General features: G+C 40.3%; 17 protein-coding genes and 2 pseudogenes. 11 read left to right on the top strand and 8 right to left on the bottom strand.

Translation table 11 applies throughout. The features are described 5' to 3' along the window. Positions 1 to 40: 40 nt before the first annotated feature. Positions 41 to 619: a hypothetical protein gene (locus MST16_RS04650; protein WP_180011572.1), complete on the bottom strand. Its 579-nt coding sequence runs from the start codon at positions 617 to 619 to the stop codon at positions 41 to 43. Between the two features lie 161 nt (positions 620 to 780). On the opposite strand from MST16_RS04650, the pseudogene MST16_RS04655 reads away from it, so the two are divergent. The 9 genes and pseudogenes from MST16_RS04655 to MST16_RS04695 all read left to right on the top strand — a co-directional run. Next, positions 781 to 1,512 (top strand): annotated as a pseudogene (locus tag MST16_RS04655) (P-loop NTPase fold protein); the annotation flags it as partial. Positions 1,513 to 1,565: 53 nt separating this feature from the next. Next, on the top strand, positions 1,566 to 2,021 hold the full coding sequence (locus tag MST16_RS04660; RefSeq protein ID WP_004973749.1) for a helix-turn-helix domain-containing protein: 456 nt from the start codon (positions 1,566 to 1,568) through the stop codon (positions 2,019 to 2,021). A gap of 16 nt (positions 2,022 to 2,037) precedes the next feature. Continuing rightward, entirely contained in the window at positions 2,038 to 2,577 is a 540-nt protein-coding gene (locus MST16_RS04665) for an IS630 family transposase (protein WP_257245703.1), read from the top strand. Positions 2,578 to 2,595: 18 nt separating this feature from the next. After that, positions 2,596 to 2,853 carry a hypothetical protein gene (locus MST16_RS04670; protein WP_257245680.1) on the top strand — a complete coding sequence of 86 codons (258 nt, stop codon included), beginning with the start codon at positions 2,596 to 2,598 and terminating at the stop codon, positions 2,851 to 2,853. Between the two features lie 43 nt (positions 2,854 to 2,896). Next, on the top strand, positions 2,897 to 3,292 hold the full coding sequence (locus MST16_RS04675) for a transposase family protein (RefSeq protein ID WP_257245633.1): 396 nt from the start codon (positions 2,897 to 2,899) through the stop codon (positions 3,290 to 3,292). After that, positions 3,240 to 3,674 carry a transposase family protein gene (locus tag MST16_RS04680; RefSeq protein ID WP_257245682.1) on the top strand — a complete coding sequence of 145 codons (435 nt, stop codon included), beginning with the start codon at positions 3,240 to 3,242 and terminating at the stop codon, positions 3,672 to 3,674. Before MST16_RS04675 ends, MST16_RS04680 begins: the two co-directional genes overlap by 53 nt. A 32-nt stretch (positions 3,675 to 3,706) precedes the next feature. Continuing rightward, the gene (locus MST16_RS04685; RefSeq protein WP_180136461.1) at positions 3,707 to 4,012 is read left to right on the top strand and encodes an IS630 transposase-related protein; all 306 of its coding nucleotides are present in this window, start codon (positions 3,707 to 3,709) and stop codon (positions 4,010 to 4,012) included. Between the two features lie 47 nt (positions 4,013 to 4,059). Next, positions 4,060 to 4,545 (top strand): transposase, encoded by a 486-nt coding sequence (locus MST16_RS04690; RefSeq protein WP_227554803.1) that lies wholly within the window; start codon positions 4,060 to 4,062, stop codon positions 4,543 to 4,545. A 40-nt stretch (positions 4,546 to 4,585) separates the two neighbouring features. Beyond that, positions 4,586 to 5,089, top strand: a complete 504-nt coding sequence (locus tag MST16_RS04695) for a hypothetical protein (protein ID WP_180012497.1) — start codon at positions 4,586 to 4,588, stop codon at positions 5,087 to 5,089. Here MST16_RS04695 and MST16_RS04700 read toward each other — a convergent pair. From MST16_RS04700 to MST16_RS04710, 3 genes and pseudogenes are all read right to left on the bottom strand, one after another. Beyond that, positions 5,086 to 5,712, bottom strand: coding sequence for a CatB-related O-acetyltransferase (locus tag MST16_RS04700; protein WP_180012495.1), 627 nt, complete (start codon positions 5,710 to 5,712; stop codon positions 5,086 to 5,088). The two genes, MST16_RS04695 and MST16_RS04700, sit on opposite strands and share 4 nt — an antisense overlap. Positions 5,713 to 5,786: 74 nt before the next feature. Then, positions 5,787 to 6,581 (bottom strand): annotated as a pseudogene (locus MST16_RS04705) (class I SAM-dependent methyltransferase); the annotation flags it as partial. 17 nt (positions 6,582 to 6,598) lie between these two features. Then, entirely contained in the window at positions 6,599 to 7,072 is a 474-nt protein-coding gene (locus MST16_RS04710; protein ID WP_180136634.1) for a transposase, read from the bottom strand. A 51-nt stretch (positions 7,073 to 7,123) separates the two neighbouring features. Here MST16_RS04710 and istA point away from each other — a divergent pair, with 51 nt between their 5' ends. After that, the gene (gene istA, locus MST16_RS04715; protein WP_180008621.1) at positions 7,124 to 8,143 is read left to right on the top strand and encodes an IS21-like element ISAba8 family transposase; all 1,020 of its coding nucleotides are present in this window, start codon (positions 7,124 to 7,126) and stop codon (positions 8,141 to 8,143) included. Beyond that, positions 8,143 to 8,916 (top strand): IS21-like element ISAba8 family helper ATPase IstB, encoded by a 774-nt coding sequence (gene istB, locus MST16_RS04720; RefSeq protein WP_001053379.1) that lies wholly within the window; start codon positions 8,143 to 8,145, stop codon positions 8,914 to 8,916. Before istA ends, istB begins: the two co-directional genes overlap by 1 nt. 175 nt (positions 8,917 to 9,091) lie before the next feature. On the opposite strand, the gene MST16_RS04725 is transcribed toward istB, so the two are convergent. The 4 genes from MST16_RS04725 to carA all read right to left on the bottom strand — a co-directional run bounded on the left by MST16_RS04725 (position 9,092) and on the right by carA (position 14,661). Then, positions 9,092 to 9,397 (bottom strand): IS630 transposase-related protein, encoded by a 306-nt coding sequence (locus tag MST16_RS04725; RefSeq protein ID WP_180136461.1) that lies wholly within the window; start codon positions 9,395 to 9,397, stop codon positions 9,092 to 9,094. Between the two features lie 293 nt (positions 9,398 to 9,690). After that, positions 9,691 to 10,167 (bottom strand): transcription elongation factor GreA, encoded by a 477-nt coding sequence (gene greA / locus MST16_RS04730; RefSeq protein ID WP_180010011.1) that lies wholly within the window; start codon positions 10,165 to 10,167, stop codon positions 9,691 to 9,693. Between the two features lie 107 nt (positions 10,168 to 10,274). After that, positions 10,275 to 13,505, bottom strand: a complete 3,231-nt coding sequence (gene carB / locus MST16_RS04735; protein WP_180010010.1) for a carbamoyl-phosphate synthase large subunit — start codon at positions 13,503 to 13,505, stop codon at positions 10,275 to 10,277. A 13-nt stretch (positions 13,506 to 13,518) separates the two neighbouring features. Beyond that, positions 13,519 to 14,661: a glutamine-hydrolyzing carbamoyl-phosphate synthase small subunit gene (gene carA / locus MST16_RS04740; protein ID WP_168378093.1), complete on the bottom strand. Its 1,143-nt coding sequence runs from the start codon at positions 14,659 to 14,661 to the stop codon at positions 13,519 to 13,521. Positions 14,662 to 14,715 lie beyond the last annotated feature (54 nt).

The raw sequence follows: 14,715 nt of genomic DNA on the forward strand, positions 1-14,715 counted from the left end.
TACGTCATTATTTTAAAGGCGTAACATCAGATCTTAAATATCATCGATAGACAAAACGACGCATACCTGCACGTAAGGCAAATGCGCCATGCATATATACGCCACCGAGCCAATACGGCACATTGTAAATATCTTCATGGCGATATTTAACTAAAGTAAACTCAGCCAATAGTCCTTCAAAGAACATGCCACCAATGGCAAGCATGATGGCCAATATCAGTAGCCATGTACGCTCATAGCTAAATAGCCAGCGAATAAAAAAGCTCAGGTAAAAAATCCAACAAAGTGCTTCGGGATGAAAATTACCAAATCCGCTGAGTATGTAGACGATGGCAAATAGTATTAGGCTCTCGACGAGGGGCGCAGTGCCGTCATGATGACAACTGAGCTGAGTCATCACATAGTGTTTAAGTAGTTGTGTAAGTTGAATATAGCTAAATGCCATGAAAGCAAAGGCAATAAAAAAGCCGGGGAATACCCACCAAGCCTGATGGAAAAATAATGGGTTGGGATAACTAAGTGTTTTTGTATAGACATGAATCGCATCGCAAAAAGTTGCGACGACTGCTGCCAGCAGGGCAAGTATAAATATGCCTGAGAATTGAGTGGTTCTCGTCATCATTCATCCTGAAAAGTGGGTCTTTTTATTTTATGAGTTCTTTATAGTCTGAATTTGAGGAAAAGGCTATGACAAGTTACGAGATGCTCATGGGTTAAATGTTAATTTATAGCGCTACTGCTATACTCAATACATAGTTAACTTGATGAATATAAATAGAAATGATAGATAACCAATTGAACTGGGCTAAAGATAATTTTGAGAATATTGAAACTGCATGGGAAGGCGATCTTTGGGATCGCCGTCGCTTAGGAGAGCAACTTACAAATTACGTCGATCGCTTAAATTGCGGAGCTGTTCTTGCTTTGGATGCACGATGGGGTGAGGGAAAAACGTGGTTTGTTCGTCACTGGGCGAAACATTTAGATGATACTCAGCATAACGTGATCTATTTGGATGCATTTGCTAATGATTATTTGGAAGATCCATTTTTAACGATTGCCGCTGAAATAAGTCAAACTTTTAAAGAATCAGAAGAAATTGATGATGATGAAATTAAAGATTTTAATGCTAAGACTGCTTCAGTATTAATATCGCTGGCGGCTGTCATACCAATAATTGCGGCTAAAGCGGGGATGCATTGGATTGGCTTGGGTGGAGCTGGAGAAGCATTTAAAGAGGTATATGAAGAAGGAAAAGAGTTGTATGACACAGCAAGTGAGGAAATAGCTGCAAAAGTTAAGGAGAAAATCGAAAAGAAAATAGAGAATCATCAAGTTGAGAAACAAACAATTCATGACTTTAAGAGAGAACTTGCTGAATTAGCTGGAAAATTAGATAAACCTTTAGTTTTTATTATTGATGGGTTAGATCGTTGTCGGCCTGATTTTGCGATACGATTAATTGAAAGGATTAAACATTTCTTTGATATTCCTAAAATTGTTTTTAAGTTGACAAAAATAACTAATCATGCGAAAAGGTTTTTTTAGTTAACAGATGTTCACACATGCCTCGGATTGTTTCTGTACCACTTAGTTTAGAACAGCGAGAACGACTCATTTTTCTGGCCAAACATGCAAAACATTGGCGTGAAAGACAACGTGCCCAAACTATTCTCTGGCTTTCCGAAGGTAAAAGTGTTGCAGAAGTTGCCACTCTACAAGAACGTATCCCAGAAACCATAAGGCTACAACGCCGACGTTGGGAATTGTATGAGTTTGAATCGATTAAAGAAGGTCATCGCTCAGGTCGACCCAATACATTGATCTCAGACTATCAGGCGAAAATCTTAGATTGGGTCAATACAAGTCCACTCAATGCAGAACAAATCCGAGTCAAACTACATGAAGAATACGAAGTGTCCGTGTCTGTTGAAACCATTCGTAAGTTTTTACGTGATTCAGGTATGGTCTTCAAGCGTACCCGTCATAGCTTGAAAAAAAAGAGATCCGATTGTATTTGAACAAGCAACACAGCAGATTGAAGAATTACGAGAGCAAGCGGCACGTGGTGAAATTATATTAGGTTATGTTGATGAAACAGGGTTTTCATCTACACCTGATAACCGCTATGCGTGGACAAAGATAGGTAATGTTCATGCGGTTGATGCAATAAGATTAAAACGAGTTAATGTCATGGGGTGTTTGCTTTCAACGGGGAAACTGGTGACAAGTTGTTTACAAGAGTCAGTTACAAGCACTTGGTTTTATGCCTATTTAACTGGAATAGCTCAACAAGTTAAACAGACGTATAACCTTCCATTGGTTCTTATTGTTGATAATGCCTCGATTCATAGAAGTAAAAAGATGGCTGATTACAGAGAGCTACTTAAAACTAACTTTTCGACGAATCTGTATTTTATTCCAGCTTATAGCCCTGAGTTAAATCGAATCGAGATGGTATGGAAGCAGATGAAATATTATTGGCGAGATTTTCAAGTCATGACAGCTGATAAAATAGAGCAATGGGTGGAGAAAGTATCAAACCAATTCGGAAAAGAATACATGTTTACTTTTTAATGACAACTTATATTGGTCATGGATAAAACTCAATTTTCGAAAGTGATATGCCATAACTATGGTTATGATGAAAGTCTTGGTGAAGAATATTTAACAAAGTTTATTGATTTTACGATCGAATTAAAACATGCAAAAGATACTGAAAACTTTGAGCTTATTATAAAAGAACAGCTATTTAAAATTGGAGAACTTAAGTTAGTAGATGAGCTAACAGAACTTTATTATTGTTTATTAGATCTCTTTCATAAATCAAAAAACGATCTTCTTTTTGGTTAATATTTGCACTCCGGATTTCTTAGCATTCGTGCATAATCTGCGGATGAAATACATCGATTCAAACAAGCTTTCTGATCCTCAGTTCAAGCGATACACAGGCATCTCATGGTCAACTTTCTATTTGATGGTTGAGCAATTGAAGAAACATGTCCCTGCCAAAGGCAGACCGCCCAAGTTAAGCCTGGAAGACCAGGTTCTGCTCTGTCTAAGCTATTGGCGGGAATACCGAACCTTATTTCACGTTGCGACGAGCTACGGGGTTTCAGAGCCCACAGCCTCAAGAATTGTCCATCATGTTGAAGACTGCCTGATTCGGTCCAATCTCTTTAATTTACCCAAAGATTTACCCGAGGGCGAAGGCATCGATTGGAATGTTGTGATCGTGGATGCCACAGAAATTCCAATCCAAAGGCCTAAAAAAACAGAAGAAAAGCTATAGCGGCAAGAAAAAGACCCACACTTTCAAAGTACAGGCCATCATTCATTATCAAACTCAAAAAATCCTGAGTTTATGTACGAGTCGTGGTGCCGTACATGATTTCGAACTCTTCAAACGTAACTTGAATCAGATTCCTGCAGGTGCATTTATCCTTGCGGATAAGGGTTATCAGGGAATTTATACAGTGTATCCAAATAGCTTGTTGCCATTAAAAGCAAAGAAGCGCTGTAAACTGGATTCCGAACTAAAAATCTATAATCAGGAAATCAATAAAAGAAGAATTGGAATTGAGCATGTATTTGGCAGTTTGAAAACCTTCAAAATTCTTGCTGAGCGATATCGCAATCGAGGCAAAAGACTAGCATTGAGATTCAATCTATAGCCAAATCCTAAAAACTATAGAACAATAGAGATATGGGATATTCAAAAGATTTTAAAGACAAAGTCATAGAAATTATGATTCGAGATGAAATGTCTGTGCGAAAAGCAGCACAGCATTTTAACATCTGTATACAAACGATTCAGAACTGGAAAAAGTCCACTACAAACAAACCTATTCCTGGCCGTCCAGTTAAAATTAGCAGAGAGCAAATATTGAAGGATGTTGAACAATATCCTGATGATTATCAGTATGAGCGAGCTGAACGTTTAGGAGTAAGCACTCATGCGGTATTTAATGCATTACATGCCGCAGGAATATCGCGTAAAAAAAGACGTTAAAGCATCCTAAAGCAGATCAAAATCAACGTCAGCAATTTCAAAATCTCATAGAGTGTTTAGAAGGGAAATTGCCTCTGATTTACATAGATGAAAGTGGTTTTCAAAGTGAAAGTACCAGAACTCATAGTTATAGCCTTCAAGGAACACGTGCTGAAGGTGAATTTAACTGGCAGTTGAAGAATTGCAGTAATGCGATCGGTGCAATTATCGAAAATAGATTGTTGACAGTTGGTGTGTTTAATTGTTCTGTGAATACAGAAGTATTTGAATGTTGGATTGAACAGGATTTATTACCTAAGTTGAAAGAAAGCAGTGTTTTGATTATGGACAATGCGACCTTTCACAAAGGGAAAAGACTTCAGGAGTTGATACGTTGTGCAGGCCATTACATTGTGTGGCTTCCTAAATATAGTCCAGATTTAAATCCAATAGAAAATATGTGGTCACGAGTCAAGGCGATTCGAACTAAGTTTAGAGTTAAAGATATTGATAAATTATTTAAAGATTACTGTAATGATTTATTTGGTATTTAGCTATAATTGCTGGAATTTATAACTTAGAGCTGAGTGAAAAATGACTTATGAAAGAAATCTACTGTATTTACAATTGCATCTCAAATTAAATAGCCGAGAATTAGTAAAACGTATTAATCAATATGCGTTACTTCGAACTGAAAGTAATTCGAAAAATCTAATTTTAATAATGTTTTTGATAGGCTCTATCAAAGAATGTAATTTTAAAACCTTCTTAGAGAAAATCACTGATAAATTAATCAATGATTTAAGAGGAGATGTCTATGTATTTGCACGTAAGCATGGTCTTTCTACATGGAGTGGTCGTTATGATGAAATAACAAACAGTGAGTGGTACAAGTTGATTTTGATCAGAGAACTTAAAGTTGATAACCCATTATTGAATAAAGTGATTGCTGCTTATAATGATTCAGAGAAATCACAAGATAAAACTACAAAAGAGCATTACCTGAGAGAAGGTTTGGAAAACTTCTCTATTATTAATTTTACGCACTCTAGTGAATTTGCTTCGGATTGGGAAAATTATATTAAGCGGGGCATCTAACTTTTGTTTCTAAAATGATTTAATAATCCTTGCAAATCATCCGTCTGCAATTTTTCCCGCATCTTTAAAAACTGCTTTTCATCTAAATCATAGAGCTTAAGTGAAAGTAGTTTTTCGATATCTTCCAGAGGGAAACGATATTTAATAATTTGAGCAGGCACGCCGCCGACAACAGCATAAGGTGGTACATCTTTAGTTACCACAGCGCCTGTAGCCACCACAGCACCTTCACCGAGTGTAACGCCTTGCATAATCATGGCACGTGAGCCGATCCAGCAGCCATCACCAATAATCGTATCGCCAGCAGGCACGAAACTGCGTGTATCAAACGGAAAAGCAGAAATCCAGTCGGTACGGTGTAATTGGTTGCCACCCATCATAATCACGCATTCTGCGCCAAAGCAGACAAAATTACCGATATGTAGCTGGTCTATCGGCTTCTCAGCTGTTGCAGGTTTATCATGCAGATAACGCACCACACAGCGCTCAAAACCCTGATCCCAATATGCAGAATAATATGAATAATTACCTTTGATGTGAATATTTGGGTTCTTCACTGTTTTAGAGATGAACTCAAACTCACACCAATGATTGACAGGTGAATTAATCAATTTTTCAGACATAAGGTTTAATAGCAATAATGATTCGCGTGACTATTTTAGCTGACTCACTATAAATGTCGACTATAGATAAATACTTAAGCTCGTTTTAAATGCAGCAAATGCGTGGCTTGAGTATGCCGTATTCGATCTTTACGATTTGCAAAATAGCGCTGAGTAATGTCATGTGCAGATAAATCTTCTAAGACCACATAACCCAGTTTTGTCACGGCACGGTGTAACTCATCACTGTGAAATGTCCCAATAATGGGTTCACTTAAAAAATAGGTAAATTTGGAAACAGCAAATGATCCGACACGCTCTATACCAGTTAAATCTTGATAGGGAATAGAATAATCTAAAACCAATTCGCTACCTGTGGCTGCAAATTCGGCAATGGTTTGCAAGGTGCTCATAGTTGTTTCTGGTTTTAAATAGTGCGTCGTTCCAAGCCAAGAAAAGAAAGTTGGTTGCTTTGTATCATAAGAACTCCGTTTTAAGGCATGCGCTAAATTTTCTTTTTCAAAATCAATAGAAATAAACTCAACATGGTCTGGAATATGTCCGAGTTTCTGTAAACTTCGTATTTTTAATGTTTGAGTATCTGGGTGATCAACCTCAAAAATTTTAATATCTGAGTATTTCTGCGCTAATCGGAGGACAAAAGAATCTAAACCTGCACCAATCAGCACATATTGTTTAATTCCTTGTTGTACTGCCTTTTCTAATTGATCTTCGGCATAGCGTGAACGTGCCACCACCTGTGCAGTCAGTAATCCAAACGTTTGATTGGGTATTTTGCTATTCAACGCTTTTATACATGCACGATTTGAAAGTAGTCGACGCCAAATTGGACTGGTGAAATGAAAGGCATAAGGGTCGGAAAAAACAGGTTGGTTCGCATATATAGCTAAATACCAAATAAATCATTACAGTAATCTTTAAATAATTTATCAATATCTTTAACTCTAAACTTAGTTCGAATCGCCTTGACTCGTGACCACATATTTTCTATTGGATTTAAATCTGGACTATATTTAGGAAGCCACACAATGTAATGGCCTGCACAACGTATCAACTCCTGAAGTCTTTTCCCTTTGTGAAAGGTCGCATTGTCCATAATCAAAACACTGCTTTCTTTCAACTTAGGTAATAAATCCTGTTCAATCCAACATTCAAATACTTCTGTATTCACAGAACAATTAAACACACCAACTGTCAACAATCTATTTTCGATAATTGCACCGATCGCATTACTGCAATTCTTCAACTGCCAGTTAAATTCACCTTCAGCACGTGTTCCTTGAAGGCTATAACTATGAGTTCTGGTACTTTCACTTTGAAAACTGTTAGCGGCAGTGTAAAAATGACCCCCTAATGGCATTTAAAAACTGACCCCCTTGGTTAATATAGCGGTCATTTTGGACTGCTCAACATGTTAACTTTGGAGCAAGCAGTGACAATCCAAATACTTCATCAACAAGGTAAATCTATTAAAGCCATTAGTCGTGAACTGGGGCTATCCAGAAATACCGTACGTAAATATTTACGGCAAAACACCACACCTCAGTATCAGCGTATACAGCCTAGAATAAGTATCCTTGACCCATATAAACCCTATTTACTCCAACGTGTAAACGCAGCTCATCCTGAATGGATTCCTGCTGTCGTGCTCTACCAGGAAATTTTAAGGTTGGGATATCCAGGAAAGATCAGGATCTTGAGGGAATATCTTGCAACATTAAAACCAGTTGCTCAACCGGAACCGATCATTCGTTTTGAAACCCAACCTGGCCAACAAATGCAAGTGGATTTCACCACGATTCGACGTAACAACACGACTTTAAAAGCTTTTGTCGCAACATTAGGGTATTCCAGAGCGACTTTCGTGAAATTTTATGATCATGAACGTACCGATGCATGGATCGATGGTCTAGAAAATGCATTTCAGTTCTTTGCAGGAGTACCTCAGGAAATACTGTTTGATAACGCTAAAACGATCATGATTGAACGGGATGCCTATCAGGAGGGGCAGCATAAATGGAATCCCAAACTGCTCGACTGCGCCAAGAAATACAGCTTTCGTCCTCGCGTATGTAAGCCCTACCGTGCACAGACCAAAGGCAAAGTTGAACGCTTTAATGGATACCTCAAATCAAGCTTTATTGTGCCATTGAAAGCAAGCCTGAAGACTTCGGGTTTACTGTTAGATGTTGATGTCGCCAATGCCCTCATTGGCCGGTGGCTGCATGAAACCGCCAATCAGCGGATTCATGCCACCACGCAAGAAAAACCGGCTGTTCGACTGCAACAGGAGCAGCAAAAATTTACGCCATTACCGCAATCAGATACGGGTTCTGGCACTGTACCTGTTGCAGCAGCACAGCATGTCATGCCCTACGAGAGTTTGCAGCATCCCTTATCGGTATATGACCAGTTGCTGGGAGTTTCCTGATGAATCTGCAATACGACCGTATAGAGCAACTTTGCCAAAAGCTCAATCTGCCTGCCATCGCATCACAATGGTCACATCATGCACAACAAACATTAGGTCAAGATGGAAGTTATGCCGACTTTGTTGAAGCGATCTTGACGCATGAATATGCTGCCAGGCAACAGCGCAGTCAGCAGGTACTGATGAAACTCTCAGGCCTGCCTCAAGTCAAAACCCTGGAAGACTATGATTTTAATTATGCCCTAGGGGCCCCTAAATCACAGGTGATTGAACTGTTCAATCTGAGCTTTATTGCTAGAGCAGAAAATGTGGTGTTTCTCGGGGCTAGCGGAGTAGGAAAAACGCACTTATCTATGGCATTAGGCTATAAGGCCATCATGAACAACATTAAGATCAAGTTCATTACCGCCGCCGATCTCATGCTGCAACTGAGTACAGCCTATCAGCAAGGTAAACTGAAAACCTATATGCAACGTGCGGTACTGGGACCAAAGTTACTGATTATCGATGAAATTGGTTATTTACCGTTTGGACGTGAAGAAGCGAATCTGTTCTTTAACGTGATTGCCAAGCGTTATGAAAAAGGCAGTACGATATTGACGAGTAACTTACCCTTTAGCCAGTGGTCCAAATCCTTTGCAGATGATGTCACGTTGACCGCTGCGATGTTAGATCGGTTATTGCATCACTGTCATGTGGTACAAATATCGGGTGAGAGTTATCGTTTGAAGGATAAAAAAAGAATTGGGATTCAGCCCCAGGTTGAAACTTAATACGAGATCAAAGGGGTCAATTTTACTTTGCCATTTGAAAGGTAAAAGGGGTCAATTTTAGAATGCCGTTGACAAAAACCACTTTCATCTATGTAAATCAGAGGCAATTTCCCTTCTAAACACTCTATGAGATTTTGAAATTGCTGACGTTGATTTTGATCTGCTTTAGGATGCTTTAACGTCTTTTTTTACGCGATATTCCTGCGGCATGTAATGCATTAAATACCGCATGAGTGCTTACTCCTAAACGTTCAGCTCGCTCATACTGATAATCATCAGGATATTGTTCAACATCCTTCAATATTTGCTCTCTGCTAATTTTAACTGGACGGCCAGGAATAGGTTTGTTTGTAGTGGACTTTTTCCAGTTCTGAATCGTTTGTATACAGATGTTAAAATGCTGTGCTGCTTTTCGCACAGACATTTCATCTCGAATCATAATTTCTATGACTTTGTCTTTAAAATCTTTTGAATATCCCATATCTCTATTGTTCTATAGTTTTTAGGATTTGGCTATAGATAATGATTTGCGCGAATGGCAGCAGCAGCTTGTGCTGTTCGGCTTGCATGTCCAAATTTCATCGTGTGTTATGACTCTTTTTGTTTTAGATAATACTTTAATGAAATAAGCCATTTGAACAATGACGTATTCAGTCGACTATTAGTGCTGAACGTACATTTTGGTCATTCGATAGCATACATTGGGCTAAGCAAAAACATAGAACAATAAAAAACCCCTCAAAAGAGGGGCTTAAAATTGCTTATCTTAATGAATTAAAGATATTCAACTTTAGAAACTTCGTACTCAACTTCACCTTGTGGTGTGTTGATTTTTACATCGTCGCCTTCGTTTTTACCCAAAAGACCACGCGCAATTGGAGAGTTCACAGAGATTTTGTTGATTTTAAAATCTGCTTCGTCATCACCAACGATTTTATAAGTCTTTTGTTCTTCAGTATCTAAGTTTTCAATGGTCACTGTCACACCGAAAACCACACGGCCATTTTGCTCAAGTGATTTAACATCAATCACTTGGCAAGCACCCAATTTACCTTCGATATCTTGGATACGGCCTTCACAGAAACCTTGTTGCTCACGAGCAGCGTGGTATTCAGCGTTTTCTTTCAAATCCCCATGTTCACGCGCTTCAGCAATTGCTGCAGTAATACGTGGACGTTCAACAGTTTTCAGTTGATGTAATTCTTTCTCTAAGGCTACTTTGCCTTCAGGAGTCATAGGATAACGTTGCATTGTTGTCCCTCATGTTTGTAAAAAGAAAAAATCAGTAAAATTTTTACTGACCTAGAAATGAAAAAAAGCCCGCCACCGAGAGGTGGCGGGACTTCTCGGTAACTTAATTAACCTTTAGTAAGGTCTTGTAAGCGGTATACATCCATTGGCAATTTGATTGCTAAAGCTTGGCATACTGCATCAGCACCGTTAAGGGTAGTTGTGTAATACACTTTACCTTGTAATGCAGAGCGACGGATCGAGAATGAATCTTCTTGAGCCTGTTTGCCTTCAGTTGTATTGATAATGAGGTGAACTTCGCCATTTTTCAAGCGGTCTACGATATTAGGACGGCCTTCAGTCACTTTGTTCACACGTTCACATTCAATACCAGCATCTTTAATCACATCATAAGTACCGCCAGTAGCGATGACTTTGAAGCCAAGATCTGTTAACTGTTTCGCAATACCAACAGCACGAGGCTTGTCAGAATGACGAACAGATAAGAATGCATGTTTTACTTCGCCTTCCGTTGGTAGGCCTGGTAAACGGTCATTAGAGCCTAACACAGCTTTATAGAACGCTTCACCAAATGTTTTACCTACACCCATCACTTCGCCTGTAGATTTCATCTCAGGGCCAAGAATTGGGTCAACACCAGGGAATTTGTTGAATGGGAACACTGCTTCTTTTACAGAGAAGTGTTCAGGAATAATCTCTGTAGTGAATCCTTGAGATTCTAAAGATTGACCAGCCATACAACGCGCAGCAACTTTCGCTAAAGATTCACCAATGCACTTAGATACGAATGGAACAGTACGTGATGCACGTGGGTTCACTTCTAGGATGTAAACGTCATTACCTTTAACAGCAAACTGTACGTTCATCAAACCAATAACGCCAAGTTCTTTCGCCATTGCGATGGTTTGACGACGCATTTCGTCCTGAATCTCTTTAGACAAAGAGTAAGGAGGAATAGAACATGCAGAGTCACCAGAGTGAATACCAGCTTGTTCGATGTGCTGCATGATACCGCCAATCACAACGTCTTTACCGTCAGATACGCAGTCTACGTCAACTTCGATCGCGTCATCGAGGAAGTGGTCAAGAAGAACAGGCGCTTCGTTAGATGCTTGAACCGCATCACGTAAGTAGCGTTTCAATTCTTCGTCGTTATATACGATTTCCATCGCACGACCACCCAATACGTAAGAAGGACGTACCACAAGTGGGTAGCCAACTTTCGCAGCTTCAGCCATACCTTCTTCAGCAGATTTTACGATGCTGTTGTTTGGTTGACGAAGTTGTAGACGTTGAATCATTTGTTGGAAACGTTCACGGTCTTCTGCACGGTCAATTGCATCAGGTGATGTACCGATAATTGGCGCACCAGCTTCTTCTAAAGCACGAGCCAATTTAAGCGGAGTTTGACCACCGTACTGAACGATAATGCCTTTAGGTTTCTCGATACGTACGATTTCAAGTACATCTTCCAATGTGATTGGTTCGAAGTACAAACGATCTGATGTGTCGTAATCCGTAGAAACTGTTTCAGGGTTACAGTTCACCATGATAGTTTCATAACCGTCATCACGCATTGCAAGGGCAGCGTGTACACAGCAGTAATCGAATTCGATACCTTGACCAATACGGTTAGGACCACCACCGATGACCATGATCTTGTCGCGAGTAGACGGATTCGCTTCACATTCTTCATCGTAAGTTGAATACATGTAAGCTGTATCAGATTCGAATTCTGCAGCACATGTATCTACACGTTTGTAAACAGGGGTTACGCCCAAGTTCCAACGGTGTTTACGGAATTGTTTTTGTGAAATACCCATCAATTTCGCAATACGAAGGTCAGATAAACCTTTACGTTTGAACGAACGGATATTGTCAGCGTCTAAGTCACCGAAACCTAAAGATTTGATTTGGTTTTCAGTTTTGATGATGTCTTCGATTTGGATCAAGAACCAACGGTCGATGTTGGTCGCAGCGAACACTTCATCAAGTGTAAAGCCATGACGGAATGCATCGCCCACGTACCAAATACGCTCAGGACCAGGTACTTTAAGTTCTTGAAGGATTTTTTCTTTCGCGCCTTCAGTACCCACTTCGATTTTTTCATCAAAGCCAGCAGCACCGACTTCAAGACCACGAAGCGCTTTTTGTACTGACTCTTGGAAGTTACGGCCAATCGCCATGACTTCACCCACAGATTTCATCTGAGTCGTCAAAGTTGCGTCAGCTTGCGGGAATTTCTCGAAGTTGAAACGAGGAATTTTCGTTACAACATAGTCGATCGCAGGTTCGAAAGATGCAGGGGTTGTACCGCCAGTGATGTCGTTTTTCAACTCATCAAGGGTATAACCGACAGCCAATTTCGCCGCGATTTTCGCAATTGGGAAACCAGTTGCTTTAGAAGCAAGGGCAGATGAACGAGAAACACGTGGGTTCATCTCGATCACAACCATACGGCCGTCTTTCGGGTTGATACCGAACTGAACGTTCGAACCGCCAGTTTCAACACCAATTTCACGAAGTACAGCTAAAGATGCATTACGTAAAAGTTGGAATTCTTTGTCTGTCAATGTTTGCGCAGGAGCAACAGTGATTGAGTCACCTGTGTGCACGCCCATTGGATCAAAGTTTTCGATTGTACATACAATGATACAGTTGTCGTTTTTGTCACGAACAACTTCCATTTCGTACTCTTTCCAACCAATTAAAGATTCATCGATCAATAGTTGGTGAGTAGGAGAGAGGTCGAAACCACGTTCACAGATTTCAATGAACTCTTCACGGTTGTATGCGATACCGCCGCCTGAACCACCCATCGTGAATGATGGACGGATAATCACAGGAAAGCCGAAACGTGCTTGGATTTCCAAAGCATGTTCCATGTCTTCTGCAACATCAGCACGAGGACATTCCAAACCGATTTTACGCATTGCGATATCGAAAAGTTTACGGTCTTCCGCTTTTTCGATTGCTTCTTTCGTCGCGCCAATCAATTCAACATTGTATTTTTCTAAAATACCGTTGGCATCGAGTGCAAGTGCACAGTTCAATGCTGTTTGACCACCCATTGTAGGAAGAACTGCGTCTGGGCGTTCTTTCTCAATGATTGCAGCTACAGTTTGCCAAGTGATTGGCTCGATGTAAGTTGCGTCTGCCATAGCAGGGTCAGTCATAATGGTTGCTGGGTTAGAGTTTACCAAAATAACACGGTAGCCTTCTTCACGAAGGGCTTTACATGCTTGAGCACCTGAGTAGTCAAACTCACATGCTTGACCGATGACAATCGGACCAGCACCAATAATTAAGATGCTTTTAATGTCTGTACGTTTAGCCATGATGCTTCCTTAATTACTTCTTAGATGCTTCGATAAGTTCGATGAAATGATCGAACAATGGTGCGCAGTCATGTGGACCAGGGCTTGCTTCGGGGTGACCTTGGAAACTGAACGCAGGTTTATCTGTACGGTGAATCCCTTGTAGGGTTTGGTCGAACAGTGATTTGTGCGTAGCTTTCAAGTTTGCAGGTAATGTTTCTGCATCGACTGCGAAGCCATGGTTTTGCGAAGTAATCATCACAATACCAGTTTCCATGTTTTGAACAGGATGGTTGGCACCGTGGTGGCCGTGAGGCATTTTCACAGTTTTTGCACCTGAAGCAAGTGCAAGAATTTGGTGACCCAAGCAAATACCAAATACTGGTACATTGCGAGCATCTTCTACAATTGTTTTTACAGCTTCAATTGCGTAGTCACATGCAGCTGGATCGCCGGGGCCGTTCGATAAGAACACGCCATCTGGATTCAATGCAAGTACGTCAGCAGCAGGAGTTTGCGCAGGCACGACAGTCAATTTACAACCGCGGTCTGCGAGCATACGTAAGATGTTGGTTTTGACACCGTAATCGTATGCAACAACATGGAATTTAGCTTCAGGCTGAGAGAAACCTTTACCTAATGTCCAAGAACCTTCAGTCCATTCAAAGCCTTCAGGGTCACAGCATTCTTTTGCAAGGTCTAAACCATTTAAACCACCAAAAGCGCGTGCTTTAGCTAAAGCTTCTTCTTCTGTAATGTTTTCGCCAGCAAGGATACAACCATTTTGTGCACCTTTTGCTCGCAGAATACGCGTTAATTTACGTGTATCGATGTCTGCAATAGCAACAACATTGTGTTGTTCAAGGTAATCACCAAGTGATTGCTCAGCACGGAAGTTGCTATGCAATAAAGGTAGGTCACGAATGATCAATCCGTTAGCCCATACTTTATGAATTCGACCTGACTCAGCGTCTTCATCATTACAACCTGTGTTACCGATATGTGGGTAAGTTAGTGTCACAAGTTGTTGTGCATAACTAGGGTCAGTCAAAATTTCTTGATAGCCAGTCATTGCTGTATTAAAAACGACTTCACCAGTCGTACTACCCGATGCGCCAATAGAAGTACCTTTAAAGATAGTTCCGTCGGCAAGGGCTAAAATTGCTGGGGTGCTCAAACCAAAGCTCCTGAAATTTAGGCTGTAAAAAAGCGAGAAGACGAAAAAAAAGGA

Origin of the sequence: Acinetobacter sp. YH16040_T (assembly GCF_024605785.1) — a bacterium.
Classification (GTDB): domain Bacteria; phylum Pseudomonadota; class Gammaproteobacteria; order Pseudomonadales; family Moraxellaceae; genus Acinetobacter; species Acinetobacter amyesii.